We start from the raw sequence: 24,936 nt of genomic DNA, 5'->3' as shown, positions 1-24,936 counted from the left end.
CGGGCGCAGGGGTGGGGGGCCGGACGCCGGCTCCGGCCGGCCGCCCGCCTCCTCCGGGGCGAGGGGTGGCGACGAATCGCGGGACTCGGGTGGCGGCCCCGGTGTCGAACTCGGCGTGGATGTCACCATCGGCGGCGGGAGCGGGAGCGGTGGCGCCGATGACGAGGGCTCGGGCGGTGACGGCGGTGACGGCGGTGACAGTGGGTCCGTTGGGTCCGGTGAGGGTGGTGCGGTGAAGCAGCCGCCCGTGAGTGACCCGACGGCGGAGGCGTTCCGGCGCGTACGGGTGGGGAGCTGTCTGCCCATCCACCGCACCGGGCCCGGTAGCGACTGGAACGTCGACGTACCGCCGGAGGCCGTCTCCTGCGGCTCCAAGCGTGCCGGCCTCTTCCGTGTCACGCGGACCGGGGGCAGCGGTGTCAGCTGTGAGACGGGCAAGGGCCGTACGTCCTGGAGCTACCACTCCCGCACGGCAGGGGCCACGAAGCTTTGCCTGGTACGGGTCTGGGTGAAGCGCTACTGCATCCTCGGCAACAACACCAGTGACGGCATGTCGCTGGGCACCACCACCGCCGTCGACTGCCGGGCCAAGCGCGTACCCAAGCCGTACGACCATGTCCTGGTCGTCTCCGGCGTCTACCGCGCACCGTCGGACGCCGGCTCCAAATATTGCAGGAAGGGTTCGTCCGACCGGCGCACGTACTGGTCCCTGGTGGTGGCCAACCGCACGGTTCTGGTCTGCTTCACCTATCCGAACTCCTGATGAGGCGGTCCGCGCCGGTCCTGGGCGCGGTGTCAGGAGGTGTGCATGAGCTGGATCAGGTTGCCGACGGTGTCGTCCAGGACCGCCGTGGTGACGGTGCCCATCTCCGTCGGCTCCTGGGTGAACCGCACGCCGAGCTTGCTCAGCCGCTCGAACTCGGCCCGCACGTCGTCCACGGCGAAGGCGGTGGCCGGGATGCCGTCCTCGACCAGGGCCGCCGTGTACGGCCGCACGGCGGGGTGCTTGTTGGGCTCCAGGAGGAGTTCGACGCCGTCGGGGTCCTCCGGCGAAACCACGGTCAGCCAGCGGTCCTCGCCGCCGACGGGGACGTCGTGCTTCTTCCGGAAGCCCAGTACGTCGGTGTAGAAGCGCAGGGCCTTCTCCTGGTCCTCGACGAAGACGCTGGTCAGGTTGATCCTCATGGGGTGCTCTCCGGTGCTTTCGGCCCGAGCCATCGACTGACGATGTGCTCAAGGGGTTCGGTGTCGAGGTCGTGGAACTTGTAGCGACCCTGGCGGCGTGGGACGACCAGCCCCGCCGCTTCCAGGACGGCCAGGTGCTGGCTGACCGCCTGGCGGGACAGGCCCAGGCCGTGTCTGGTGGCCAGCCGCGCGCATATCTCGAACAGGGTCTGACCGTTCCGTTCGGTCAGCTCGTCGAGGATGCGCCGCCGGGTGGGGTCGGCCAGGGCCTTGAAGACATCGTCCGCCATGTCCCCACGATAGGCAAGTAGCGACTTGCCTATCAAGGCGGGTCCGGTTGCCGGGATCCGTGGTCGGCTCGCGGAGGGCGGGCCGTGGAGGGGGCCGCAGAAAGCGGGGTGCCATGGCGTGCGGGAGCCCTCGTCGCCGAGAACGACGTGACTCCCATGGGCCCCCGCGTGCGCGGGGACCATGATCTGGTGGCGCTCCCGGCGGCGGCGGCCATGGGACCACCCCCGCGTGCGCGGGGACCATAGCCGACTCCACTGCGCCCTGTCGGGGCGGTAGGGACCACCCCCGCGTGCGCGGGGACCATGCGAAGAAGAAGGCGGCGACGGCCCTGCCGAAGGGACCACCCCCGCGTGCGCGGGGACCATACCGAGCTCTTCGAGTTCGATATGGCTCCACCGGGACCACCCCCGCGTGCGCGGGGACCATAGTTCGTGACCTGCGGGTTTATGCGCCCGAAGGGCTGTTTTTATCCACTTCTTGAGAAACGGGCATATCTCCTCGATGTGGCAAACCGTTCTGGCCTGGAGTCGGGCAGGTCCAGGGGTGATTCTGCCTTTCGCCGGGCATGTGCGGTATCTCGTTCTCTGTAAGGGGAAGGGCGTTCATCGTCGTGTTCGGTTCCAGGACGGCCAGGTGCTGGCTGACCGCCTGGCGGGACAGGCCCAGGCCGTGTCTGGTGGTCAGTCGCGCGCATATCTTGAACAGGGTCTGACTGTTCCGTTCGGTCAGCTCGTTGAGGATGCGCCGCCGGGTGGGGTCGGCGAGGGCCTTGAAGACATCGTCCGCCATGCCCCGCTCTCGGCTCCCTGGTCTCCCAGCTCGTCGCGGAGCAGCAGCAGAGCGCCCGGCCGGAAACGCATCCCGCCGGGCGCTCGCTTGAGGGACGGCTCTACCCGCGCCTCGCCTCGATCACTGCAAGAGGGTCACGCAGCCACGTCTGCTGGCCGCGGTCGGTCACGGTCAGCCCGAACTGTCCCGGGTCCGGGCTGCCGAGTTGCTCGTACTCCCGCCATGCCGTCTCGATCTCTTCCCACATCAGGCCAGGCCCGTACTGCCACACGGCCTCGCCTGTCGCCGTGGCGGCGGCAGCCCCGCTTTTGTGGCTCACCCACACTCGGGCGCCGTCCGGGGTCTCCGTGCCGCTGACCCGGACGCCGGGCAGGCGGGCCCCCGCGTACAGGGCGAACCCGAGGTCGAGGATCCGGGCGGGGTCGAGGCCCGCGGCGCGCTGCCGGCCTTTGCCCCTGATCTGGTGCTCGACCGGGCGGTGCGAGCGCATCGGCATGTACATCGCCGACCCGCGGACCGGCCCGATTGCTGTTCCGTCGTCCTGGACGTGGAGCTGGACCAGTGCGCCGGACCAGAAGTCGCGGGCGAGCGGGGCGACCATGACGCCGCCGGGCCGCACCTGCCGGACCAGGGTGTGCGGGACGTACCGGAGGGCACACGTGGCGATCAGGCGGTCGACCGGGTCGATACCGGGGAGCTGCTGCTCGCCGTCACCGACGTGCAGACGCGGCCGGAATCCGGCCCTGGCAAGGTGATCCGCGGCCTGTTGAGCCAGCACGGGGTCCAGCTCGACGCTATAGACCTGCTCCTCGCCGAGCCGCTCGCAGAGCAGCGCGGCAATATGCCCGGTCCCTGTGCCAATCTCCAACACGCGGTGCCCGTCCTCGATGCCGAGGAGCCCGAGCATCCGGGCCACCATCGACGGCATGGAGTTCGACGACGTCGCGATGCCGGGCCCACCCTCGATCCCGTCGTCGAGCTGCGTGACGACCGGCTCGTCGGAGTGGACCAGCGCCGCCCAGTCGTCCGTCCCGATGACCGGTTCACACCGGTCCGGGAGCTGCCGCCAGACGGCCTGCGGAATGTAGTCGGCGCGCGGCACGGCGTCCCAGACCTTCCGCCACTCCGGGCTGAGTAACCCTCGGTGGGCGAGGCCCTGCACGAGTGCGGCGTAGGTGGGCACCCCATGCTGTGCCGTACTCATGACTGCGGGCTGTGCTTCTGCGGGCGGCTTCCGTCCGGCGACGGGGCCGGGGCGGGGTCCGGCACCCAGGGCTTGTCCGACGGCTCTCCGCCGTGCTTGCCATCGTCGGCCTGTGCGGTGTGCGTGGTCATCCTGTCTCCTTCGTGGGTGGGAGCGTGGCAGTGCCGGAGCAGGGTCACGCTGTGGTCAGAGCAATGGGCGCCGGTGTCGTCCAGGACCGGGGGTGCATGCCGCCATCGGCGTAGCACCACGTCATCGTCAGGGCGTCTGGCACCCGGGGCACTCGAAGGCGGGGAACTGGTGCGAGGACTCCGGCTGTTCGAGGGGCACGACCTCTGCCTCCTCGCGCACGATGAGAGTGAGCCCGTCGCGGCCCACCTCGTACACCGTGATCGTCATCACGGGTATGACCCCCGTCGCAGTCGGTGAGATACGCCAGACCGTAGGGACCGCCTGGGCGCGCACACCAGCCATGTGCAGATATGTGCACTCGAACCCCTTCGGGGGCACCCCCAGGAACGCCCTCTTGACCTCACCCTGGCTGTGCCTGACGGTGTTGCACACAACCGCACACCCCTCAGCCGGAGGTGCCACATGTCGTTACAGTTCATCGGAATCGACCCGCAGACCGGCGACGACGAGAGCCCAACCGTGTGGATCGACCAGGGGAAGGGCGAGCTCGTCTTTCAGGGGTGGAAGCCGAGCCCCGAACTCGAAGCCGAGTGCGCCGCCCTCGAACTCCCCGGGCACGCCGTAGGAATCCCGGACACCGAAGCCGTGGTCCGCATCCCCGCCAGGATGGTGGACATGATCAGGGAGGCGTGTGATGCCCTCGAATGTGCCAACCACGTTCGCTGACCTCCTGGCCCAGTGTGAACGGTCCGCTGTGCACCTGGAGATGCGGGACGTCTACGCCGTCGACAAGGAGAAGGGCCCGTTCGCCGAATGGCGCGCCGGCTTCCGCCATGACCCAGCAGACCGCGCGTCCTGGTGGCGGCCCTGGCTCGACTTGGTCGCCGAGACTGTAGGCCGCGGTGTCGTCATCCGCCGGGCCCGCATCGTGTCCGAGCCCCTCAGCGAGTACATCCGCTACGAGCACTCCGGCACCTTCACGAACATCGAGGCCGGCGAGCAGGTGCGGTGGCTGCCCCGCCGCCGCGCCTCCGACATCGCCCTGCCCGGCAACGACTTCTGGCTGTTCGACGACCGCCTCGTCCGGTGGAACCACTTCGCCGGCGACGGCTCGTCGCAAGGCCCGGAGCACACTACCGACCCGTCAGCAGTGAAGCTGTGCGGCGAGGCGTTCGAAGCCGTGTGGGGCCGAGGCGTAGCGCACGATCAGTACGAGATCCGCTGACGACCGCACCTGGACAGGCCAGCACATGACCACATCCCCCTCCTCCTCGGCCCAGGCCGCGCGCGAAGTCGTCGCAAAGCGATTGCGTGACCTGCGCAAAGGAGCCGGGCTGACGGTCACCGAGCTGGCCGCCGGGTGCGGCTGGCACCACGCCAAAACGTCCCGCATCGAGAACGCCCGCACCGCCCCCTCCGCCAGCGACATCCGCCGCTGGTGCCGGACCGCCGGCGCGGACGCCTTGGCCGAAGATCTCATCGCTCAGTCGCTCCACGCCGAATCGATGTACACGGAGTGGCGCCACCAGGTCCGACACGGACTCGCGCAGTTGCAGAACAGTTCCGTCACCTTCTTCCGACAGACAGAGCTGTTCCGCGTCTACTCCTCCTCGCTCGTCCCCGGCCTCCTCCAGACCGAGGGGTACGCGGCTGCCGTTCTCGCGATGAGCGCCCGGTTCCGCGAACTGCCGGTCGATGACAGCGCCGAAGCCGCCCGCGCCCGCGTTGACCGCTCGCGCGTCATTCACGAGCGGGGCCACCGCTTCGTCCTGCTCATCGAGGAGGCCGTACTCCACTACCGGATCGGCGACGCCGACGCGATGGCCGCCCAGCTCGGCCACCTCCTCACCGCCGGAGCCCTCCCCGCTGTGTCCCTCGGCATCATCCCGAAGACGGCGCACCGCGAGCAGTGGCCGCGCGAGACGTTCCACCTCTACGACAACTCCCTCGTCTCTGTCGAGCTGGTCTCGGCCCGGGTCCGCATTACCCAGCCCAGCGAGATCGCCCTGTACGCGAGAGCGTTCGAGGAGCTGCGGCAGACCGCGGTGTATGGCGCGGCAGCGCGGGCCCTGGTGGTGAAGGCCATCGACTCCCTCGGCTGACCCCGGGCATGACCCCCACCAGCAACTTCCTTTTCCAGCAGCCGTCGCAACACCCCACCTCAGGGGATGCAGGGGGGCGCGATTAGGCGGGGCCACCCCCGCGTGCGCGGGGACCATAGTTCGTGACCTGCGGGTTTATGGGCCCGAGGGGCTGTTTTTATCCACTTCTTGAGAAACGGGCATATCTCCTCGATGTGGCGAACCGTTCTGGCCTGAGGTTGGGCAGGTGCAGGGGTGATTCTGCCCTTCGCCGGGCGGGTGCGGTATCTCGTTCTCTGTAAGGGGAAGGGCGTTCGTCGTGGTGTTCGGGATCTCGCGGAGGTGCGAAGTTGCCCTGCGGGAGGTTCGGTGTCCCGTCGTGCGCTTTTGCCCGTGGCTTCTGTCGGCCGGGGGTGCGAGTGGATCGTGGCGCTCGGGCTCAGACGGGTTTGAGCAGGTCGCGGAGGTTGCTCATGTGGGCCTTGGTGTCGGCGATCTCGGCGGGGTGGGGCGGGGTTACGTCTGCCGGTGAGTGGGCGGTGCGGCAGGGGCGGCAGAGGCCGTCCGGGAGGGCTTCCGGCCGGCCGGGGCGGCCGCAGTCCGTGCATTCCATGAGGAGGCGGCGGGTTGGGGCGGGGGCGGCTGGTCGGGCGTTGTCGATGGGGAGTTGGGGTGGGATCTTGTCGTTGAGGCGGCGGCGGAGGAAGCCGAGGGGGCTGTCGACCTGGGCGGGGAGGCCTGCGGTCAGGGCGTGGGCCAGGTAGTCCACGCTTACGCCGCGTGCGAGCCATTCCGTTGCTTGTGGTTCCAGCGTGGCGCAGTCGTCGGCGGAGAGGGTGAGCCGGTGGTCGTCGCGGCCGAGGCGGGCCAAGGCGAGGTAGGCGGGAGAACGGTCGGCTTCGGAGGGCTGGGGCGTCGGGGTAACCGCTGGCGGTGCAGGTGAAGTTGGGGCGGGGGGCCGGTCGGGGGCCGGGGTGCGCTGGTGCGGTACGGCGGTGGGCTCGGGGGCCTGTTCCGTACTGTGCCCCTCCGAGGCGGGCAGCGGTGGCGGTTCCTCGGCCGGGGCCCACGGTGGCTGCGGCGTCGTGTCGAGCGCGGACGCCTCCGGTGCGGGGGCTGCGGCCAGCGCGGCCTTCTCGGTGGCGAGGTAGGCGTTCCACCACTCGTTGTCGCGGGCCGTGCGGGACCAGAACGTGCGGAAGACCCAGCGGGTCTCGTCGCCCGCTCCGACGACCGGGCACCGGACGCGGCGTAAGTGTCCGGCGACGGACAGGGAGTTCAGGGCGGTGGAGATGGCCTGCTGGCCGTAGAGCGGAAGCTGCTTCGCCAGCGTCTTGACGCTCATCGCCGCGCCCTCGGGGAGGTGGTCGACGAACCCGGCGACATACCGCTCCCGTGTCGGCAGGAGCGCGAAGTCGTTCCGGGTGCGGGCCTGTTGGTCCGGTGCCGAGCGTTTGCCGTAGCCGGGCTTGGCCATTGGGTACGCGGCGGAGCGTGCGGGGGTGTGCGGGGCAGGGCTAGGGTGCTTGGTAGCCATGGGATCGGCTTTCTAGGTGATCGATCTTGCGGTGAGACCCCGGCCTGGTGCTTCCTACACCGGTCGGGGTCGCTTGGTTCTCGCACCGTAAGCAGTCGTGACGCTGTGCCGCAAGCTGTCACGATTAGTCATACTTGCTGACCGTTCCGGAGGTGGGGAGGTAGGGGAGGTTTTCCCAAACCCCTTCTTCTGCCTACCGGTTAAAGAAGGCGCTCGAATCCCGGGTCCCGCATCCCGACGCCCGAGTCCCGGCACCCGAGCTTCGGGCCGGGGACCCATGCACGTACCCCCGGAAGAGTGAACCGACCGTCCCGAAGCCCGAAGCCCGAAGCCCAGGGCCCGAGCTTCGGGAAGCGTATGGGCAGGCCGCGTCTAGGAGGGGCTGTCCTGCCGGTCGGCCGCCCCGGTGGTCCTGGAGGTTTCGGCGGCCTCCGTGACGACCGGGAAGCGGCGCGGGGCCAGGGTGATCAGGGCGAGCAGGGCCAGGGCCGCGGCGCCGGCGGCCCCGAGGTAGACGTGGTCCACCGCGGCGTCGACCGCCCGGCGCAGGTAGTCCGTCGCCGCCGCGGAGAGGGCGCCCGGGTCCTCCAGGGCGCGGGCAACCGCGTCCAGGTCGTCGGGGAGGCCGGTCACCGGGGCGTCGAGGAGGCGGGTGGCCAGGACGCCGTTGGCGACGGCCCCGAAGACCGCCGCGCCGATGCTCTGGCCGACCTGGCGGCAGAAGAGGACGGACGCCGTCGTCGTACCGCGCTCCGCCCAGCCGACCGTCGACTGGACGCCCACGATCAGGGGGAGCTGGAAGAAGCCGAGGGCCGCGCCGAGCAGGAGCATGAGCAGGGCCGGGTGCCAGGGCTCGCCGGGGTAGGGGAGAAGAGGGAAGGCCAGCAGGATCAGCAGGGCCGCGCCGATGCCGATGATCGCGGTCAGGCGGAAGCCGATGCGGTTGTAGACCCGGTCGGACAGGGCCGCCGTGACGGGCCAGCTCAGCGTCATCACGGAGAGCACGAACCCGGCCGCTATCGGGCCGAGGCCCAGCACCGACTGGGCGTACGTGGGGAGGAAGACGGTCGGCGCGACCATCAGCAGGCCCAGCGCGCCGAGCGCCAGGTTGACCGAGGCGATGGTGCGCCGACGCCACACCCAGCCCGGGATGATCGGCTCCGCTGCCCGCCGTTCGATGACGACGGTGAGCGCGGCCAGCACCGCGCTCGCCCCGAACAGTCCGAGCGAGGGCGCCGAGAGCCAGGGCCAGACGACGCCGCCCTGCACGAGCGCGGTGAGCAGCAGGGCGCCGGTCGCGAAGACGGCGAGCGCGCCCGCCCAGTCGACGCGGGGCCGGGCGGCGGGGCGGGGGCGGGCGGGTTCGTGGAGGTGGCGGACGACCAGCCAGAGGGCGACCGCCCCGACCGGGAGGTTGATCAGGAAGATCCACCGCCAGTCCGCGTACCCGGCGAGCAGTCCGCCGACCACGGGCCCGGCGACCGCGGAGGTGGCCCAGACCGTCGAGAGCTTCGCCTGGATGCGCGGGCGTTCCTTGAGCGGGTAGAGGTCGGCCGCGATGGTCTGGACCGTGCCCTGGAGGGCGCCGCCGCCCAGGCCCTGGACGATGCGGAAGGCGATGAGCGCGGCCATGTTCCAGGCGGCCGCGCAGAGGACCGAGCCGATCAGGAAGAGGACGATCCCGGCTATCAGGACCGGCTTGCGGCCGAAGGTGTCGGAAAGCTTCCCGTACAGGGGGAGCGTGACGGTGACGGCCAGCAGGTAGCCGGAGAAGAGCCAGGAGAAGACGGTGAACCCGCCCAGGTCGCCGACGATCTGGGGGACGGCGGTGGACACGATGGTGCCGTCGATGGCCGCCAGCGCCATGCCGAGCATGAGCGCCGCCACGACGGGGCGGCGGCCCCGGGGGGTGGTGAGCGCGGGCGGCGTGGTCGTGCCGTCGCCGCCCGTATGCGCGTGCCCGCCTGTATCCGCCTTCCCGTCCGTAACCGCCTCCCCGTTGGCGCCCGCGCTGGGACCCGTGCCCGCGCCGAAGGTGGAGCCCGCGCCGGGTCCCGTGTCCGCGCCGGGACCCGTACCCGCGCTGGGGCCCGTGCCCGCACCGGAGGTGGAGCCCGCGCCGGCGCCCGATCCCGCGCCAAGGCCCGTACCCGCGCCGAAGGCGGAGCCCGCGCCGGGGGTGGAGTCCGCCGCTGTGCCGTCCGTGCCCACGTCGCTCTTGCCGTCCGAGCCGCTCACCGGGTTTCCTTCCCTATGCACGTATCTCCCGGGGCACTGTCTCATCCGGGAGCGCCGTACGGGGCGGGACGACGAGAACGGTTGAGGGGTCGGAGAGGGGAAGGAGCAGGGTGGGGAAGGGGTCCCGACGGACCCTGGCGTTCCGGTTGGGCGGCGGCCCCGACCGTGGTCCCGCCGGGCCGAACGGTGTCCCTGACCTCGCCTCCCCCTGGGGGACGAGTCCCCTAGGGGGTGCCCCCTCATAGTGGCCAGGGCCCGTTCCTCCCGGCGGAGGACGTGGCGGCAGGGGGCGTTTCCTTAACCTGTTCTTACGTCGCCGCGAGACATCGACTACGGCCCACCGCAGGGGGGCGGGTGGGGAAAACCCCACCTGAAGACTGCGCTGGGCACCATCGCGCCGGACACCGTCCAGAACCCAGACTCGGACCGTACCCAATGACGTCCAGTCATCGACCGACATAGGAGAAATACCGTGACAACGGCTGTGACCATTCCCAGGCACGGGGGCACTGGAGGGCGTACGGCCGTCGCGGCGCGAGCGCGGCAGGTCGTGAAGGCGTACGGCACCGGGGAGACCCGGGTCGTCGCGCTCGACCATGTCGACGTCGACATCGCCCGCGGGCAGTTCACGGCGATCATGGGCCCGTCCGGCTCCGGCAAGTCGACCCTGATGCACTGCCTGGCCGGTCTCGACACGGTGACGTCGGGCGAGATCTATCTCGACGAGACCGAGATCACCAAGCTCAAGGACAAGAAGCTCACCCAACTCCGGCGTGACCGGATCGGGTTCATCTTCCAGGCGTTCAACCTGCTCCCGACGCTCAACGCGATCGAGAACATCACGCTGCCGATGGACATCGCGGGCCGCAAGCCCGACGCCGCCTGGCTCCAGCAGGTCGTGGAGACGGTCGGGCTCGCCGAGCGCCTCAAGCACCGCCCCACCCAGCTCTCGGGGGGTCAGCAGCAGCGCGTCGCCGTCGCCAGGGCGCTCGCCGCCCGGCCGGAGATCATCTTCGGTGACGAGCCCACCGGGAACCTGGACTCCCGCGCCGGGGCCGAAGTCCTGTCCTTCCTCCGCAAGTCGGTCGACGAGCTGGGCCAGACCATCGTCATGGTCACCCACGACCCCGTCGCCGCGTCCTACGCGGACCGGGTGCTGTATCTCGCCGACGGTTCCATCGTCGACGAGATGTACAACCCGACCGCGGACCAGGTCCTCGACCGCATGAAGCACTTCGACGCACGTGGGCGGACGTCATGACTGTCTGGAAGACCTCGGTGCGCAACTTCCTCGCGCACAAGGGCCGGATGGCCCTCTCCGCCGTGGCGGTGCTGCTGTCCGTGGCGTTCGTCTGCGGCACGCTCGTCTTCACCGACACGATGAACACCACCTTCGACAAGCTCTTCGCGGTGACCTCGCCCGACGTCACCGTCAGCCCGAAGACGTCCGACGAGAACGACGAGCAGCCCGACAACGGCAAGCCCGCCTCGCTGCCCGCCTCCGTCGTCCAGGAGGTCGCGAAGGCCGACGGGGTGAAGAAGGCGGAGGGCGCCGCCTTCTCCATGGCGGTCACCGTCGTCGACAGCGAGAACAAGAACATGGGCTCCGACACCGGAGCCCCGACCATCGCGGGCAACTGGACCGAGAACGACCTGCGTTCGATGGAGATCACCTCCGGACACGCACCGCGCGGCCCCACCGATGTGATGGTCGACGCCGACACCGCGAAGAAGCACAAGCTGAAGATGGGCGACGAGCTGCGCATCATCGCCGCCACCGGTGACATGAAGGCGAAGATCAGCGGCATCGCGTCCTTCACCGTCACCAACCCGGGCGCGGCCGTCGTCTACCTCGACACCGCCACCGCCCAGAAGCAGCTGCTCGGCGCCCCCGACGTCTTCACGCAGATCCTGGTGAGCGCGGAGAGCGGCGTCAGCGACACCCAGCTGAAGAAGAACGTGGCCGCCGTCCTCGACGGCTCGGCCGCGTACAAACTCCAGACCCAGCAGGAAGCCACGGACGCCAACAAGGACTCCATGGGCTCCTTCCTGGACGTCATGAAGTACGCGATGCTCGGCTTCGCCGGAATCGCCTTCCTCGTCGGCATCTTCCTCATCGTCAACACCTTCTCGATGCTGGTCGCCCAGCGGACCCGTGAGATCGGCCTGATGCGGGCCATCGGCTCCAGCCGCAAGCAGGTCAACCGGTCCGTGCTGGTGGAGGCGGTCCTCCTCGGCATCGTCGGCTCCGTGCTCGGCGTCGCGGCCGGCGTCGGCCTCGCCGTCGGGCTGATGAAGGCCATGGGCGCCGTCGGCATGGAGCTGTCCACCGACGACCTCACCGTCGCCTGGACGACCCCGACGATCGGCCTCGTGCTCGGCGTCGTCGTCACCGTCCTCGCCGCGTACATCCCGGCCCGCCGGGCCGGCAAGGTCTCCCCGATGGCCGCGCTGCGTGACGCCGGGACCCCCGCCGACGGCAAGTCCGGCTGGATCAGGGCCGGTATCGGCCTGGTCCTGACGGCAGCGGGCGGTGCGTCCCTGTGGGCGACGGCCCAGGCGGACAAGGCCACCGAAGGCTCGATGTTCCTCGCCCTCGGCGTGCTCCTGACCCTGATCGGCTTCATCGTGATCGGCCCGCTCCTGGCCGGTGTGGTGGTGCGGGCCCTGAGCGTCGTCGTCCTGCGGCTCTTCGGCCCGGTCGGCCGGCTGGCCGAGCGCAACGCCCTGCGCAACCCCCGGCGTACGGGAGCGACCGGAGCCGCCCTGATGATCGGGCTCGCCCTGGTGGCCTGCCTGTCCGTCGTCGGGTCCTCCATGGTGGCCTCGGCCACGGAGGAGCTCGACAAGTCGGTCGGCGCGGACTTCATCGTCCAGGACAGCAGCACCGGCCGCCCGATCGTGCCCCAGGCCGCCGACGCCATGCGCGCCGTCCCCGGCCTGGAGCACATGACCGACTACACCTTCGTCAAGGCGAAGATCACCGCCCCGAACGGCAAGACCGAGGACGACGGGATCACCGCCGCCGACCCGACGTACCAGAAGGACGTCCGGCGCACCGTGCTCTCCGGCGACCTCTCGAAGGCCTACGGCAAGAACGCCATGTCCGTCGGCGAGGACTACGCCCAGAAGTACGGGGTCAAGGTCGGCGACACCCTCACCGTCGCGTTCAAGGCGGGGGAGACGGCGAAGCTCAAGGTCGCGGCCATCACCTCCGACGACACCAACATCGACCGCGGCGCGATGTACACCAACCTCACCACGGCGGCGTCCTACGTCCCGGCCGACAGCATGCCGCAGAACGTGGCCATGTTCGGCATGGCGGAGGAGGGCAAGGAGAAGGAGGCGTACGCGGCCCTGAAGAGCGCGATGGCCGAGTACCCGGTCTACAAGGTGCAGAACCAGGCCGACTTCAAGGAAGACCTGAAGGACCAGATCGGCCAGTTGCTGAACATCGTGTACGGCCTGCTCGCCCTGGCGATCATCGTCGCGGTGCTCGGTGTGGTGAACACCCTGGCCCTGTCCGTGGTCGAAAGGACCCGCGAGATCGGCCTGATGCGCGCCATCGGGCTCTCCCGCCGGCAGCTGCGCCGCATGATCCGGCTGGAGTCCGTGGTCATTGCCCTCTTCGGGGCGCTGCTCGGACTCGGGCTCGGCATGGGCTGGGGCACCGCGGCCCAGAAGCTGCTGGCGCTGGAGGGCCTGGAGGTCCTGGAGATCCCGTGGCCGACGATCCTCACGGTCTTCGCCTGCTCCGCCCTCGTCGGACTGTTCGCCGCTCTCGTCCCGGCCTTCCGGGCGGGCCGGATGAACGTCCTGAACGCCATCGCTGCGGACGGGTGAGCCAGTGCCTTCCCAGCGACGGTGACCCTCCGGGCGTCACCGTAGGATGACCGGCAGGCCCCGGGACGTTCCTCCAAACGTCCCGGGGCCGAACCCGTTCCCCGCCCCGGCCGGCGCGCTGGACACCACCGGGAAACCTCGGGCCTCAGCAGAGCTCAATAGGTTCTGTTCGGTCTGCCGAGACCACGTGACCGCTGGTATCGGTGGCTCCGACGCCGGTGTTCAAGGGTGTCAGCGGTCGACGTGGCCTTCGCGGAGAGGGCCGCCTGTCAGAATCAGCACGCGCATGACCGAGGTCGTCAACGGGGTCGGGTCCGCGTGTCTGGCCAGGGCGAGGTGCCCGTCGAGCAGGTGCTGGCCGAGATGGGGATCAGCTGCTTTCAGACGCCTGGGCAGCCATTTTCCGGCGCCGTTCCACGTGCGGTGGTGCGCGGTGAGCAAATGCGCCGCTTCGCGCAGGATGCGGTCCGCGACCGCCAGTTGTTCGTGAGGGCCGCTGTGGGGGCTGGTGTCGGTGAGATCGTCCAAGAGGTCGGTGAGCAGGGCTCGCTGGGCATCGACCTCGGGCCCTGTCAGAGGATCCGGGCCCGCTGCCAACAGGGCTTTCGCTTCTTGACGAAGCGCCTCGACATGACCGTCGGCATCGTGGAGAACGAGGGAATCGGCGAAGAGGAAGAGTGCGGTGGCCCTGCGCGTTGTGCGGCTTTCCGTGAAGGCGGTTCGCAGGCCGGAGCGGCTGCTGAGGAAGACCTCGGCCAAGCGGTCGTCGTGACGAAGCACCTCACGACGTCTCATGCCGTGATCAGGGAGAAGGACGGTGATGTCGAGGTCACTGCTCGGTGTGGACTGACCGCGGGCGGCGGAACCGCCCAGCACCGCGCCGGTCGCTTCCGGATAGCGCGCGGCAACGAGTCGGGCAGCCGCACGGACGTCTGCGGCTGCTTGGCCGGAACCGAGCCCCTGGCAGGGGTGGGGCTGGGGATTCATGGACGCCATCGTGCCAGGCCGGGCCAGGGCCGCTGAGAGCGAGCACCGCGGCGGCCCTGGCCCCGGGTGGCCCTGGCCCCGGGTGGCCTGGCCCCGGGCGGCCCTGGCCCCGCGGCGGATCAGGTCGCCGTCGGGGTCAGATCGCTGTCGCCCACGCCACCCCGAGCGCGGCGAGCTGCTCGTGCTGCTGGTCGCTCAGCTTCTCCCGCCTGCTGCGGGTGTTGCTGATCCAGGTGTCGAGCCGGACCGGTCCGCGACTGCCGCCGTTCGGTGCGGGCCGCGCGAAGTGCCTTCAGCCGATACGCGGATTCTGTGATGGGTGCGGGTGTGTGTGCGCCGGTGCGCGAGCCGGTGCGTGCAACCGGTGCGTGCCGGCCTGGCAGGGAGTGCGTGCGCTCGGCTGTGGGGGTGGTTCTGACTGCCGTGCGGGTGGCGGAAGGCTTGGCGGCCTGCTGCCCGGCGTATGAGGAGGTGACCAGACCGGAACTGTTCCGGTCGCTGGAGGCGGACACCCGTTTCGGGGAGTCCGAAAGCTTGGGGAGTGCGTAATGAAGTTCAAGGCTGCCGCGCTGGCTGCGGCTCTCACCGCCGGACTGACCATGACCGCCGTGCCGGCCGCGGCGACACCGACAGCACCGGGCGCCCAGGCCGCCTGGGACTGCCCGGCGGGCAACATCTGCCTGTACGACGAGGCAGGCGGTGTGGGGCGCTTCTACACCGCGACGGACGGCTGCTGGTTCGACAACATCGGTCTCGCGGGCGGCGGTGACCGGGCCACGTCCGTCTTCAACCGCACCCGTCACCGTGTGAACCTCGCGAACTGGAACGGCAGCGCCTGGGAGCACCTCGTCCATGCGAATCCCGGCCAGGGCTTCACCCTCCCGGCCTCGGCGGACAACAGGACCGACGCCGTCCACGTCATCTGCTGACACCATCCGCAGCTACCCCCTGGCGCGGGACGCCGGCCAGGGGGCCTGCCGAGAGGCGGAGGCCGACAACCCGCGACGGCAGTCGGCTGGTTGGCGGTTCAGGGCCGGCCGGGTCAGCGTCCGCCTCGCCTGAGTGCCGCGAACGGCTGCGGCTCGAAGCCGGGGACGACGGAGGTGCCGAGGACGGTCAGGCCGGCCCCGTCGCTGACGACCGTGCTCGCCGAGTTCTCGGACGGGCCCGTGGTCGTGGGCTGCGGCAGGGCGAGCACCGTCCAGCGGCCCGTCCCCGAGCCGTCGGCGAGCCCGGCCCGCGTCGGCGTCCACCGCCAGGCCAGCGCATCGCGTCGCTCGCCGAGCGTCTGGCCGACCACGGCGATACCGCCGCCGCGCACGGCCGTCACTCCGAAGGGCCGGGCCTGGACGTCCGGCACCTCGACCGCGCGCCACCGCTTCCCGTCGTAACGGGCCACCAGAGCCCGGGTCGTCCCGTCGGCCGGGGCCCAGTCCTCGGCCACCAGCCACACCTCGCCCGCCGGGGTGACCGCGAGCCCCTGGGCGTGGCCGGGCCGGTCCGTCACCCCGGCGGCCGAGACCTGGCTCCAGGACGTGCCGTCGTAATGCATGAGGAGCGGGCCACCGGAGTTCCCGTCGTATCCGGCCGCCCAGACGTCGTCGGCCGAGACCGCCCGCACCGAATTCAGGTACCAGTAGTCGCCCCCGAGCTCGGGAAGCGGTACGTCGCGCCACCCGGTCCCGTCGTAGTGCCTGGCGATTCCGGAGTTCCGGGACTCGATGATCCAGCCACCCTTCTCCTCGTCCCAGGTGCGTGCCACCTCGATCTGCGCGAAGCCCACGGCCCAGGCGCCGTCCGTGCTCGTGTCGACGTCCAGCAGTGCTCCCGCCTCACCCTTGGCCGGCAACGCGGCGGGAACGACGCTCCACCGCTTACCGTCGTAGTGCTGGGTGAAGATCTGCCCGTCGAGCGCGGAGGCGTCGTCGCCCACCAGCCAGACGTCGTCCGGCCCGTCCGCGTCGATCGCGTTGACCCGGCTGTTGACGCTCCCCGCTGCCTCCGACGCCGCTGCCACGGGCCGCCACGTTCCCCCGGCCGACACCCGTTCGGCCACCACCGGGCTGAACCGGTGCACCTTGCCCTCCCTGTGCACGGCAAATCCGGCGGCCAGGGTGCGCCCGTGCGCCACGCCCACGGCGTCCGTGAGGTTGGCGTCGGTGAACGGCAGCGGCTGAGCCGTCCAGCGGGCCGGGGCATCGGTGTTCCGCGGCTGCGCGGACGCGGGCAGTGACGTGAGCAGGGCGGTGGAGAGTGCGGCAGCGGCAACGGCCTTGAGCAGCGGGTGGCGGGTACGGGCGGTCCGCATACGGGTTCCTTCCGGGAGACGGTCTCGCCCCGGTAAGTGCGCCGACTAGCCGCCCGGGTTGCACGCGGCGCGCGAGTCGGCCCCCGACGGTGGTCCGCCACTCCGGCGTCGGCCGCCCCTTCGCCCCCGCACACCTGCCGCCGTGATGCGCCTGACCAGTTCCTTCGACCCGATCTCCCACGCCCCGGCACGCACCGCGTCGGCGTACCGTGCCGCCGGTCCGTCGTCGTGGCCGCGCTCGAAGGCGCCGACTCCCGTTCCAGCCGGGGCGGTCGGTGGAGAGCGTCGTAGGCGCGGGGGGCCATGCCCTGACCCGCGCCAGTCCCAGGCCGCCCGAGCATGAGGTGGATCGCTCGGACCGGGCGCCACCCCGTGCCCGCTAAGCCGTCCCGCTCGGACGGGGTCCAGGTCCAGCCGCGTCCCCGACCTCACGGGTCAGTACGGCCAGATCCGGCCGCGCTAGATCCAGCCGCGTTCCCGGGCCAGCAGCGCGGCCTGCACCCTGCTGGCCGCGCCGAGCGTCCGCATCAGATCGGCGACGTGCCGCCGGTAGGTTCGCACCGACACCCCCAGCTCCCGCGCGCCCGCCTCGTCCTTGCCCACCGTGCACATCGCCACCAGGACCCGCCGCTCGATGCCGGAGGGCCGGGCGGCCGAGCCGTCCGCGCCGCTCTCCGTGCCGTCGCTCGCCCGGTACAGCTCGTCGGCCTGGTCCCAGATGCGTTCGAACAGGGAAATGATGTGGGAGAGCAGGCCGCTGCGGTGGGCGAGGAGCGCGCCCCGCGAGGTGTCGGGAGCGGGCGTACGGGCCCCCTGCTCCGCGCGTAGACCATCAATGACGTGCCGCGATCGGGTGACGCCCCGCAGCTCCTGGTGGAGCGCGTGCAGCCGGACGTCCACGAGCCGGGTGAGGGCCACCTCGGGATCGGCCGGGAAGATCCGCCGCTCGGCGTCCTCGGCGCGCAGCAGCCCCAGCTCCTGGAGCCGGGCGATCCGGGCGCGCTCCTCCCGGGGCCGGGAGCCCGGCAGGAGGTGGAGGTCCTCGGCGCGGGTGCCGGGGTTGCGCAGGAAGTGCCGGTAGATCTCTTCCTCGGCCTCCGGGATCCCGAAGACAGACATCTCGTTCTCGTCCACGTACGCCCCCGATGCCTCATGCCGTGGGGGCGCGCGCCGAGGGGGATCGCCCCGCGCCGTCCGCCCCGTGCCGCCGCCCGCTCCGCCGTGCCGTTGACCGTGCCCCGTGCCCCGTGCCCCGTGCCCCGTGCCCTTGACTGTGCCCCGTGCTCTGTGCCGTTGACTGTGCGCCGTGCCCTGTGCGCCGTGCCCTGTGCTCCGTACCGCATGTGGGGCGCGCCCGGCCGTACACTCGCCCGCGTGTCCGTGCAATGGTCGGGCAAAGACTAGACGCTGGGATCACTCCTGTGAGGATCCCCGACGGAACTGCGTGCGGGACGGAGACGAACGGCGCGCGACCGTCGACGAGCGGCGGTGCCGGCGCGACGGGCGGATGGACGGCGGCGGGGCGGGCGGCGGACGCTACGTGTGGGCGGAACCCGGGCCGCTGCCGTGCCGGGGGATGTGGGCGGAACCCGGGCCGCTGCCGTGCCGGGGGATGTGGGCGGAACCCGGGCCGCTGCCGTGCCGGGGGATGTGGGCGGAACCCGGGCCGCTGCCGTGCCGGGGGATGTGGGCGGAACCCGGGTCGCCGTGCCGGGGGATGCGGACGGAACCCGGGCCGCCGTGCCGAGGGGTGCGGGCGGTGCCCGCTCGCCCGTTGCGAGCGCGGTTGTCACCCCCGGGTCGTACCCTGGAACCCCCGGCCCCCGGGGGTGCCCGGCGGATCATGGCCGGGGCCACGATGTCCGGTACGGCGCCTCGCCGCGCTGCCGGAACGCCCGAATCGCTCCGCGACGAGGACGCTCCGGCGCCTCGCGGCGCACCGCACCGCACCGGACGCCGCGACCCCTTCCGTCCCTGATCCGCCGGGCACCCCCGACGTGTCGGGCCCTTCGCGTTGCCCCTGGCAGCAGCCGGCTGCCAGGGAACCCGCGCTGCCAGTACCCCCTGATCTGATCCCCGGACGGAAACTTCATGAGTCTGCACGGTCTGCTGGATGTCGTCGTTACGGACCCGGCGCTCGCCGAGGCGGTGAAGGCAGCCGGAGACGGGCACCGGGCGCACGTCGACCTGGTGGGCCCGCCCGGCGCGCGGCCGTTCGCCGTGGCCGCGCTGGCCCGGCAGACCGGCCGGACCGTGCTGGCCGTCACCGCGACGGGCCGGGAGGCCGAGGACCTGGCCGCCGCGCTGCGCACGCTGCTGCCGCCGGACACGGTTGCGGAGTACCCGTCCTGGGAGACCCTGCCGCACGAGCGGCTCTCGCCCCGCTCGGACACCGTCGGCCGCCGCCTCGCCGTGCTGCGGCGGCTCGCCCACCCGCGCGCGGACGACCCGGAGACCGGCCCGGTCTCCGTTGTCGTCGCGCCGGTCCGCTCCGTACTCCAGCCGCAGGTCAAGGGGCTCGGCGAGCTGGAGCCCGTCGCGTTGACCGGCGGACAGAACGCGGATCTGGGGGAGGTGGTGGACGCACTGGCGGCCGCCGCGTACTCCCGGGTCGAACTGGTCGAGAAGCGCGGCGAGTTCGCCGTACGCGGCGGGATCCTGGACGTCTTCCCGCCGACCGAGGAGCACCCCCTCCGGGTGGAGTTCTGGGGCGACGAGGTCGAGGAGATCCGCTACTTCAAGATCGCCGACCAGCGGTCCCTGGAGGTCGCGGCCCACGGGCTGTGGGCCCCGCCCTGCCGCGAGCTGCTGCTGACCGACCAGGTCCGCGAGCGGGCCGCCACGCTGGCCGAGGCCCACCCGGAGCTGGGCGAACTGCTCGGCAAGATCGCGGAGGGCATCGCGGTCGAGGGCATGGAGTCCCTGGCTCCCGTCCTGGTCGACGACATGGAGCTGCTGCTCGACGTCCTGCCGGAGGACGCGATGGCGGTCGTCTGCGACCCGGAGCGCGTCCGCACCCGGGCGGCCGACCTCGTCGCCACGAGCCAGGAGTTCCTCCAGGCGTCGTGGGCGGCGAGCGCGGGCGGCGGCGAGGCCCCCATCGACGTGGGCGCGGCCTCGCTGTGGGGCATCGCGGACGTCCGGGACCGGGCCCGCGAGCTGGGCATGATGTGGTGGTCGATCTCACCGTTCGCGGCCGACGCCGCCGACCACGACGACGACACCCTCCAGCTCTCCATGCACGCCCCCGAGGCGTACCGGGGCGACACCGCCCGCGCGCTCGCCGACACCAAGGGCTGGCTGGCCGACGGCTGGCGCACGGTGTACGTGACGGAGGGCCAGGGGCTCGCCGCCCGCACGGTCGAGGTGCTGAGCGGCGAGGGCGTCGCGGCCCGCCTCGACGCTGACCTGACCGAGATCACCCCGTCCCTGGTGCACGTCTCCTGCGGGGCCATCGAGCAGGGGTTCGTCGACCCGGCGCTGAAACTCGCCGTGCTCACCGAGACGGACCTGACCGGCCAGCGCACCGCCACTAAGGACCTGGGCCGGATGCCGGCCCGCCGCCGCAAGACGATCGACCCACTGACGCTGGAGGTCGGCGACTACATCGTCCACGAGCAGCACGGTGTCGGCCGGTACGTGGAGATGGTGCAGCGCACGGTCCAGGGCGCGACCCGCGAGTATCTGCTCGTCGAGTACGCCCCCGCCAAGCGCGGCCAGCCGGGCGACCGCCTCTACATCCCGACCGACCAGCTGGAGCAGGTCACCAAGTACGTCGGCGGCGAGGCCCCGACGCTGCACCGGCTCGGCGGCGCGGACTGGACGAAGACGAAGCAGCGGGCGAAGAAGGCGGTCAAGGAGATCGCCGCCGACCTGATCAAGCTCTACAGCGCCCGGATGGCCGCCCCGGGCCACGCCTTTGGCGCGGACACCCCCTGGCAGCGCGAGCTGGAGGACGCCTTCCCGTACGCGGAGACGCCCGACCAGCTGTCCACGATCGCCGAGGTCAAGGAGGACATGGAGAAGACGGTCCCGATGGACCGGCTGGTCTGCGGCGACGTCGGCTACGGCAAGACGGAGATCGCGGTCAGGGCCGCCTTCAAGGCGGTGCAGGACGGCAAGCAGGTGGCGGTCCTCGTCCCCACCACTCTCCTCGTCCAGCAGCACTACGGCACGTTCACCGAGCGCTACTCCCAATTCCCGGTCAACGTCCGCGCCCTGAGCCGCTTCCAGTCGGAAACGGAGTCCAAGGCCACCCTCGAAGGCCTGAAGGACGGGGCCGTCGACCTGGTCATCGGCACCCACCGCCTCTTCTCCTCCGAGACGAGGTTCAAGGACCTCGGCCTGGTCATCGTGGACGAGGAGCAGCGGTTCGGCGTCGAGCACAAGGAGCAGCTGAAGAAGCTCCGCGCCAACGTCGACGTGCTCACGATGTCCGCGACCCCCATCCCCCGTACGCTCGAAATGGCGGTCACCGGCATCCGCGAGATGTCCACGATCACCACCCCGCCGGAGGAGCGCCACCCGGTCCTCACCTTCGTCGGCCCGTACGAGGAGAAGCAGATCGGCGCCGCCGTACGGCGCGAACTGCTGCGCGAAGGCCAGGTCTTCTACATCCACAACCGGGTCGAGTCCATCGACCGCGCCGCCGCACGCCTCCGCGAGATCATCCCGGAGGCCAGGATCGCCACGGCCCACGGCCAGATGTCGGAGGCGGCCCTGGAACAGGTGGTGGTGGACTTCTGGGAGAAGAAGTTCGACGTCCTGGTCTCCACGACGATCGTCGAGTCCGGCATCGACATCTCCAACGCCAACACCCTGATCGTGGAGCGCGGCGACAACTTCGGTCTCTCCCAACTGCACCAGCTGCGCGGCCGGGTGGGCCGAGGCCGGGACCGGGGCTACGCCTACTTCCTGTACCCCCCGGAGAAGCCCCTCACCGAGACCGCCCACGAGCGCCTGGCCACCATCGCCCAGCACACCGAGATGGGCGCGGGCATGTACGTGGCGATGAAGGACCTGGAGATCCGTGGCGCGGGCAATCTGCTCGGCGGTGAGCAGTCCGGCCACATCGCGGGCGTCGGCTTCGACCTGTACGTCCGCATGGTCGGCGAGGCGGTCGCCGACTACCGGGCCCAGATGGAGGGCGGCGAGCAGGAGGAGCCGCCGCTGGAGGTCAAGATCGAACTCCCGGTCGACGCGCACGTCCCGCACGACTACGCCCCCGGCGAGCGGCTGCGCCTCCAGGCGTACCGCGCGATCGCCTCGGCCTCCTCGGAGGACGACATCCGCGCGGTCCGCGAGGAGCTGACCGACCGCTACGGCCCGCTGCCCGAACCGGTCGAGAACCTCCTCCTGGTCGCCGGCCTGCGCATGCTGGCCCGCGCCTGCGGCGTCGGCGAGATCGTCCTCCAGGGCTCCAACATCCGCTTCGCCCCGGTGGAGTTGCGCGAGTCCCAGGAGCTGCGCCTGAAGCGCCTGCACCCCAAGACGGTCATCAAGCCGGCCGCCCACCAGATCCTGGTCCCGCGCCCGACGACGGGCAGGATCGGCGGCAAGCCGGTCATCGGCCGCGAACTGCTGGCGTGGACGGGCGAGTTCCTGACGACGATCCTGGGGTCGTAGGTACCGGGGATCCGCTGACGACCGGGCCCCGCCGGGTTTGCTCACCCGGCGGGGCCGATGTGTTGCGCCGGAGCGGTGCTACGCCGGTGGGGGCCGCCTGAACGCGGTCCCCACCGGCTTTCCGGCGACAGGGCGGTAGGTCACGCAGCCGGGGACAGCGCCCCCGCGATCTCCTCGTGCAGCCCCAGCGGCAGCCGCGTCCCCCACCGGTCTGCCGCCCCGGCCGCCAGCTCCCGGCTCCACTCCCAGCTGTTCGCCGCCGCCGTGCGGAGCGCCTCCGGGGTCAGGGGCCCGGTCGTCGTGGCGTACCGCTCGACGTCCGCCGCCGGCAGGTCCGCCTCCAGGGCGCGGCTCGGGGTGAGCCAGTGAGCGGTCGAGCCGCGCAGCAGGCGGCAGAGCTTCAGCTGGAGGGGGGCGATGACGGCGTGCAGCAGGGTGTGGGCGCGGGCGTATTCGCCCCGGGCCTGGACGTGGGCCAGCATCAGGGTCCAGTTGGCCAGTTCGTCGGTGAGCTGCTGGGCGGTCGCCAGAGGCTCCGGAGGGGTGAAGGCGGCAAGTGCCCGGGCGGCGGTGGTCAGGCGGCCGGTGCGGTCCAGGAGGACGGCCGCCTCGGGGCGGGGGAAGTGGACCTGGCCGCGCCAGGTGGCGATCTCGGCGATGCCGGGGCCGGTGGGCTCGACGTGGAACTCGCCGCGCATCAGGTCGTCGAAGACCACGGCGAGGATGCCGTACATGTTGGTGTACGCCAGCTTCAGCGGGGCGAGCCGCTCCACGAACTCCCGCCCGTCGAAGGTGTCGGCGTCCTCCTCCCGTACGTACAGGCAGGCGTCCAGGTCCGAGTGGGCGTCGGCCTCGCCGAGCGTCCACGAGCCGTAGAGGAGAACGCCCTCCACCCGGGGATCGGCCTCGGCCGTCGCGCGCAGCAGCTCGACCCGGTGGTCCAGGGCCAGGGGGCCGGCGGGCAGAGGAGCGGAGGCGGTGCGGGCGGGGGTGGGGCGGGGGTACGGCATGGCGGGGTCTCCTGGGAGAGGTGCGCGGGCAGACGAACGGGGCCCGGCGGTCGACGCCGGGCTGCTTCCGGTCCTGGTGGGGACCTCGTTCGTCGCTCAGGAAACGCCCATGGGGACAGCCTAGAGGGGGCCGTCAGCCGTCGTGACCCTTTTCCGGAGTGAAGATCAGACCGGTGAGGGACCGGAAGGCGGCCTCCGGGTCCCGGCCCTCCAGTGCGTCTGCCAGGTTGCCGCTGAGCAGCAGCGTCGCGAAACCGTGCGCCAGTGACCAGGCGGCCACGCCCGCGAGGCGGTCGTCCTCGCCCCGGCCGGCCTGCGGGAGGTCCGCCACGCCCGCGCGCAGGGCCTCGGTCGCCCGGGCCCGGGCGGTCAGCAGGCCCGGATCGTCGGTGCGGTGCAGGTCCGGCTGGAACATCACCTGGAAGTGCGCCGGGTGCGTCGCCGCGAACCGTACGTACGCGACGCCCCGCTCGCGGAGGTCCGGCGCGTCGGCCAGCGCGTCGGCGAAGAGGGCGTACCCCTCGGCGGCCACGGCGGTCAGCAGGCCCGTGCGGTCCTTGAAGTGGTGCGCCGGCGCGGCGTGGGACACGTCCGCCCGCCGGGCCAGGTCGCGCAGGCTCAGGGCCCCGGGCCCGTTCGCCGCGATGACGTCGAGAGCGGCGTCCAGGATCACGCGCCGCAGGTCGCCGTGGTGGTACGTGCGCTCGCGCTCGTTGCTCATGGCAGCACCCTACCCGGTATCTAGTCATTGACAAGTTCTGGCGGTGTGCGCATGCTGGAGATCTGATCTAGTCACTGGAAAGATGCGCGATCACTGTTCGGGAAGGTGGAGACCATGACCGGAGAACCGGCCCGTGTGCGGCAGATGTGGCACCTCCTGGAGCCCCTGCACGCCGTTCTGTACTACGCCCCCGAGGCGTTCGAGGAGGCCGCCGCGCTGGGGTACGACACCGAGGAGCGCTGGTCGGGCTACTTCGCCTGGCGGGCGGCCCCGTTGGGGGCGGCGGGGGCGGCGGAGGCCGTGCGGACGTTCCACAGCTTCGCTCCGGCGATGGTGGAGCGCTATGTTCCGGCCGTCTGGTCGACGGCCGCGCCGGACGCGGTTCTGGCGGCCCGGCTGCGGGCGGTCGACCGTTCCTGCCGGGCCCTGTTCGGGGACCGGGTGGAGGAGCGGGGATTCGAGGAGGCCGCCGCACTGGCCCGCCGCGCGGCGGAGGCGGTGGGTCCGGGGGTGCCCGGCGGTCTCGGAGCCGCCAACTCCGCGCTGCCCTGGCCGGACGCTCCGCACCTGGTGCTCTGGCACGCGGCGACCGTTCTGCGCGAACACCGGGGCGACGGGCACATTGCCGCCCTGGCCGGGGCAGGCCTCGACCCGGTCGAATCGCTGGTCTCCTTCGCGGCGGTCGGCGCGGCGCCCGCCGAGGTGTTCGCCAGCCGGGGATGGGGCGCGGAGGAGTGGGACGCGGCCCGGCGGCGGCTCCAGGACCGCGGGCTGCTGGCGGCGGACGGCACGGCCACGGACGCGGGGCGCGAGCTGCGCGCGAAGGTGGAGCTGCGTACCGACGAGGAGGCCGCAAAGCCGTGGCGGGCGCTGGGGGAGCCGGGGCGGGAGCGGTTGGTGGAGCTGCTGGGGGAGCCCTGGCTGGCGGTCATCGGCTCGGGGCTGCTGCCTGCCGCGAACACCCTGGGCATCGGGAAGGTGTGAC

General features: G+C 71.5%; 22 protein-coding genes and 1 pseudogene. 9 read left to right on the top strand and 14 right to left on the bottom strand.

Translation table 11 applies throughout. The features are described 5' to 3' along the window. Positions 1 to 247 precede the first annotated feature (247 nt). The gene (locus tag PSQ21_RS12630) at positions 248 to 763 is read left to right on the top strand and encodes a hypothetical protein (RefSeq protein WP_274030589.1); all 516 of its coding nucleotides are present in this window, start codon (positions 248 to 250) and stop codon (positions 761 to 763) included. Between the two features lie 32 nt (positions 764 to 795). Here PSQ21_RS12630 and PSQ21_RS12625 read toward each other — a convergent pair whose 3' ends face one another. The 6 genes from PSQ21_RS12625 to PSQ21_RS12600 form a co-directional block, all read right to left on the bottom strand. Further along, complete coding sequence (locus PSQ21_RS12625) at positions 796 to 1,185, bottom strand: VOC family protein (protein WP_274030587.1); 390 nt, start codon at positions 1,183 to 1,185, stop codon at positions 796 to 798. Then, positions 1,182 to 1,475 (bottom strand): ArsR/SmtB family transcription factor, encoded by a 294-nt coding sequence (locus PSQ21_RS12620; RefSeq protein WP_274030586.1) that lies wholly within the window; start codon positions 1,473 to 1,475, stop codon positions 1,182 to 1,184. The genes PSQ21_RS12625 and PSQ21_RS12620 overlap by 4 nt, the downstream gene beginning before the upstream one ends. A gap of 445 nt (positions 1,476 to 1,920) precedes the next feature. Further along, positions 1,921 to 2,265: an ArsR/SmtB family transcription factor gene (locus PSQ21_RS12615; RefSeq protein WP_274030585.1), complete on the bottom strand. Its 345-nt coding sequence runs from the start codon at positions 2,263 to 2,265 to the stop codon at positions 1,921 to 1,923. Between the two features lie 100 nt (positions 2,266 to 2,365). Next, complete coding sequence (locus PSQ21_RS12610) at positions 2,366 to 3,469, bottom strand: methyltransferase domain-containing protein (RefSeq protein ID WP_274030584.1); 1,104 nt, start codon at positions 3,467 to 3,469, stop codon at positions 2,366 to 2,368. Next, positions 3,466 to 3,600, bottom strand: coding sequence for a hypothetical protein (locus tag PSQ21_RS12605; protein WP_274030583.1), 135 nt, complete (start codon positions 3,598 to 3,600; stop codon positions 3,466 to 3,468). Before PSQ21_RS12605 ends, PSQ21_RS12610 begins: the two co-directional genes overlap by 4 nt. A gap of 127 nt (positions 3,601 to 3,727) precedes the next feature. Continuing rightward, a complete protein-coding gene (locus PSQ21_RS12600; protein ID WP_274030582.1) occupies positions 3,728 to 3,868 on the bottom strand; it encodes a hypothetical protein in 141 nt (46 codons plus the stop codon). 195 nt (positions 3,869 to 4,063) lie between these two features. Here PSQ21_RS12600 and PSQ21_RS12595 point away from each other — a divergent pair, with 195 nt between their 5' ends. The 3 genes from PSQ21_RS12595 to PSQ21_RS12585 are packed head-to-tail and all read left to right on the top strand — an operon-like array spanning position 4,064 to position 5,703. After that, the gene (locus tag PSQ21_RS12595; RefSeq protein ID WP_274030581.1) at positions 4,064 to 4,327 is read left to right on the top strand and encodes a hypothetical protein; all 264 of its coding nucleotides are present in this window, start codon (positions 4,064 to 4,066) and stop codon (positions 4,325 to 4,327) included. Beyond that, entirely contained in the window at positions 4,296 to 4,826 is a 531-nt protein-coding gene (locus PSQ21_RS12590) for a DUF6879 family protein (RefSeq protein WP_274030580.1), read from the top strand. The genes PSQ21_RS12595 and PSQ21_RS12590 overlap by 32 nt, the downstream gene beginning before the upstream one ends. Before the next feature lie 25 nt (positions 4,827 to 4,851). Continuing rightward, positions 4,852 to 5,703, top strand: a complete 852-nt coding sequence (locus PSQ21_RS12585; RefSeq protein WP_274030579.1) for a helix-turn-helix domain-containing protein — start codon at positions 4,852 to 4,854, stop codon at positions 5,701 to 5,703. 418 nt (positions 5,704 to 6,121) lie between these two features. Here PSQ21_RS12585 and PSQ21_RS12580 read toward each other — a convergent pair whose 3' ends face one another. Then, positions 6,122 to 7,219: a MarR family transcriptional regulator gene (locus PSQ21_RS12580; protein WP_274030578.1), complete on the bottom strand. Its 1,098-nt coding sequence runs from the start codon at positions 7,217 to 7,219 to the stop codon at positions 6,122 to 6,124. 372 nt (positions 7,220 to 7,591) lie between these two features. Further along, on the bottom strand, positions 7,592 to 9,457 hold the full coding sequence (locus PSQ21_RS12575) for an MFS transporter (RefSeq protein WP_443334383.1): 1,866 nt from the start codon (positions 9,455 to 9,457) through the stop codon (positions 7,592 to 7,594). Positions 9,458 to 9,929: 472 nt separating this feature from the next. On the opposite strand from PSQ21_RS12575, the gene PSQ21_RS12570 reads away from it, so the two are divergent. Both PSQ21_RS12570 and PSQ21_RS12565 read left to right on the top strand, forming a co-directional pair. Continuing rightward, positions 9,930 to 10,718 carry an ABC transporter ATP-binding protein gene (locus tag PSQ21_RS12570; protein WP_274030577.1) on the top strand — a complete coding sequence of 263 codons (789 nt, stop codon included), beginning with the start codon at positions 9,930 to 9,932 and terminating at the stop codon, positions 10,716 to 10,718. Beyond that, on the top strand, positions 10,715 to 13,300 hold the full coding sequence (locus tag PSQ21_RS12565) for an ABC transporter permease (protein ID WP_274030576.1): 2,586 nt from the start codon (positions 10,715 to 10,717) through the stop codon (positions 13,298 to 13,300). The genes PSQ21_RS12570 and PSQ21_RS12565 overlap by 4 nt, the downstream gene beginning before the upstream one ends. A 231-nt stretch (positions 13,301 to 13,531) precedes the next feature. Here PSQ21_RS12565 and PSQ21_RS12560 read toward each other — a convergent pair whose 3' ends face one another. Then, a complete protein-coding gene (locus tag PSQ21_RS12560) occupies positions 13,532 to 14,287 on the bottom strand; it encodes a nucleotidyltransferase domain-containing protein (protein WP_274030575.1) in 756 nt (251 codons plus the stop codon). Between the two features lie 548 nt (positions 14,288 to 14,835). Between PSQ21_RS12560 and PSQ21_RS12555 the strand changes: the two genes are divergently transcribed. Further along, positions 14,836 to 15,216, top strand: coding sequence for a peptidase inhibitor family I36 protein (locus tag PSQ21_RS12555; RefSeq protein ID WP_274030574.1), 381 nt, complete (start codon positions 14,836 to 14,838; stop codon positions 15,214 to 15,216). A 113-nt stretch (positions 15,217 to 15,329) separates the two neighbouring features. Here the strand turns inward: PSQ21_RS12555 and PSQ21_RS12550 are convergent, their stop codons facing one another. The 3 genes and pseudogenes from PSQ21_RS12550 to PSQ21_RS12540 all read right to left on the bottom strand — a co-directional run bounded on the left by PSQ21_RS12550 (position 15,330) and on the right by PSQ21_RS12540 (position 17,729). Next, the gene (locus tag PSQ21_RS12550; RefSeq protein ID WP_274030573.1) at positions 15,330 to 16,595 is read right to left on the bottom strand and encodes a hypothetical protein; all 1,266 of its coding nucleotides are present in this window, start codon (positions 16,593 to 16,595) and stop codon (positions 15,330 to 15,332) included. 45 nt (positions 16,596 to 16,640) lie between these two features. Beyond that, positions 16,641 to 16,847, bottom strand: a pseudogene (locus tag PSQ21_RS12545) (hypothetical protein); the annotation flags it as partial. 207 nt (positions 16,848 to 17,054) lie between these two features. Then, complete coding sequence (locus tag PSQ21_RS12540) at positions 17,055 to 17,729, bottom strand: helix-turn-helix transcriptional regulator (RefSeq protein ID WP_274030572.1); 675 nt, start codon at positions 17,727 to 17,729, stop codon at positions 17,055 to 17,057. A 957-nt stretch (positions 17,730 to 18,686) separates the two neighbouring features. Between PSQ21_RS12540 and mfd the strand changes: the two genes are divergently transcribed. Further along, the gene (gene mfd / locus PSQ21_RS12535) at positions 18,687 to 22,220 is read left to right on the top strand and encodes a transcription-repair coupling factor (RefSeq protein WP_274030571.1); all 3,534 of its coding nucleotides are present in this window, start codon (positions 18,687 to 18,689) and stop codon (positions 22,218 to 22,220) included. Positions 22,221 to 22,360: 140 nt separating this feature from the next. On the opposite strand, the gene PSQ21_RS12530 is transcribed toward mfd, so the two are convergent. Together PSQ21_RS12530 and PSQ21_RS12525 are read right to left on the bottom strand one after the other, a co-directional pair. Next, the gene (locus PSQ21_RS12530) at positions 22,361 to 23,230 is read right to left on the bottom strand and encodes a nucleotidyltransferase domain-containing protein (protein WP_274030570.1); all 870 of its coding nucleotides are present in this window, start codon (positions 23,228 to 23,230) and stop codon (positions 22,361 to 22,363) included. Positions 23,231 to 23,363: 133 nt separating this feature from the next. Next, positions 23,364 to 23,951, bottom strand: a complete 588-nt coding sequence (locus PSQ21_RS12525; RefSeq protein WP_274030569.1) for a TetR/AcrR family transcriptional regulator — start codon at positions 23,949 to 23,951, stop codon at positions 23,364 to 23,366. Positions 23,952 to 24,065: 114 nt separating this feature from the next. On the opposite strand from PSQ21_RS12525, the gene PSQ21_RS12520 reads away from it, so the two are divergent. Beyond that, positions 24,066 to 24,935 carry an SCO6745 family protein gene (locus PSQ21_RS12520; RefSeq protein ID WP_274030568.1) on the top strand — a complete coding sequence of 290 codons (870 nt, stop codon included), beginning with the start codon at positions 24,066 to 24,068 and terminating at the stop codon, positions 24,933 to 24,935. Position 24,936 lies beyond the last annotated feature (1 nt).

Source organism: Streptomyces sp. MMBL 11-1 (genome assembly GCF_028622875.1).
Classification (GTDB): domain Bacteria; phylum Actinomycetota; class Actinomycetes; order Streptomycetales; family Streptomycetaceae; genus Streptomyces.
This window is presented reverse-complemented; position numbering and strand designations above follow the sequence as displayed.

What these genes read in the sequence shown, in the direction of transcription:
- PSQ21_RS12620 (WP_274030586.1), bottom strand. Translation starts at nt 1,475, where the DNA reads ATGGCGGACGATGTCTTCAAGGCCCTGGCCGACCCCACCCGGCGGCGC.
- PSQ21_RS12525 (WP_274030569.1), bottom strand. Translation starts at nt 23,951, where the DNA reads ATGAGCAACGAGCGCGAGCGCACGTACCACCACGGCGACCTGCGGCGC.
- PSQ21_RS12595 (WP_274030581.1), top strand. Translation starts at nt 4,064, where the DNA reads ATGTCGTTACAGTTCATCGGAATCGACCCGCAGACCGGCGACGACGAG.
- PSQ21_RS12590 (WP_274030580.1), top strand. Translation starts at nt 4,296, where the DNA reads ATGCCCTCGAATGTGCCAACCACGTTCGCTGACCTCCTGGCCCAGTGT.
- PSQ21_RS12555 (WP_274030574.1), top strand. Translation starts at nt 14,836, where the DNA reads ATGAAGTTCAAGGCTGCCGCGCTGGCTGCGGCTCTCACCGCCGGACTG.
- PSQ21_RS12605 (WP_274030583.1), bottom strand. Translation starts at nt 3,600, where the DNA reads ATGACCACGCACACCGCACAGGCCGACGATGGCAAGCACGGCGGAGAG.
- PSQ21_RS12610 (WP_274030584.1), bottom strand. Translation starts at nt 3,469, where the DNA reads ATGAGTACGGCACAGCATGGGGTGCCCACCTACGCCGCACTCGTGCAG.
- PSQ21_RS12580 (WP_274030578.1), bottom strand. Translation starts at nt 7,219, where the DNA reads ATGGCTACCAAGCACCCTAGCCCTGCCCCGCACACCCCCGCACGCTCC.
- PSQ21_RS12615 (WP_274030585.1), bottom strand. Translation starts at nt 2,265, where the DNA reads ATGGCGGACGATGTCTTCAAGGCCCTCGCCGACCCCACCCGGCGGCGC.
- PSQ21_RS12585 (WP_274030579.1), top strand. Translation starts at nt 4,852, where the DNA reads ATGACCACATCCCCCTCCTCCTCGGCCCAGGCCGCGCGCGAAGTCGTC.
- PSQ21_RS12625 (WP_274030587.1), bottom strand. Translation starts at nt 1,185, where the DNA reads ATGAGGATCAACCTGACCAGCGTCTTCGTCGAGGACCAGGAGAAGGCC.
- PSQ21_RS12530 (WP_274030570.1), bottom strand. Translation starts at nt 23,230, where the DNA reads ATGCCGTACCCCCGCCCCACCCCCGCCCGCACCGCCTCCGCTCCTCTG.
- PSQ21_RS12600 (WP_274030582.1), bottom strand. Translation starts at nt 3,868, where the DNA reads ATGACGATCACGGTGTACGAGGTGGGCCGCGACGGGCTCACTCTCATC.
- PSQ21_RS12560 (WP_274030575.1), bottom strand. Translation starts at nt 14,287, where the DNA reads ATGAATCCCCAGCCCCACCCCTGCCAGGGGCTCGGTTCCGGCCAAGCA.
- mfd (WP_274030571.1), top strand. Translation starts at nt 18,687, where the DNA reads ATGAGTCTGCACGGTCTGCTGGATGTCGTCGTTACGGACCCGGCGCTC.
- PSQ21_RS12550 (WP_274030573.1), bottom strand. Translation starts at nt 16,595, where the DNA reads ATGCGGACCGCCCGTACCCGCCACCCGCTGCTCAAGGCCGTTGCCGCT.
- PSQ21_RS12520 (WP_274030568.1), top strand. Translation starts at nt 24,066, where the DNA reads ATGACCGGAGAACCGGCCCGTGTGCGGCAGATGTGGCACCTCCTGGAG.
- PSQ21_RS12565 (WP_274030576.1), top strand. Translation starts at nt 10,715, where the DNA reads ATGACTGTCTGGAAGACCTCGGTGCGCAACTTCCTCGCGCACAAGGGC.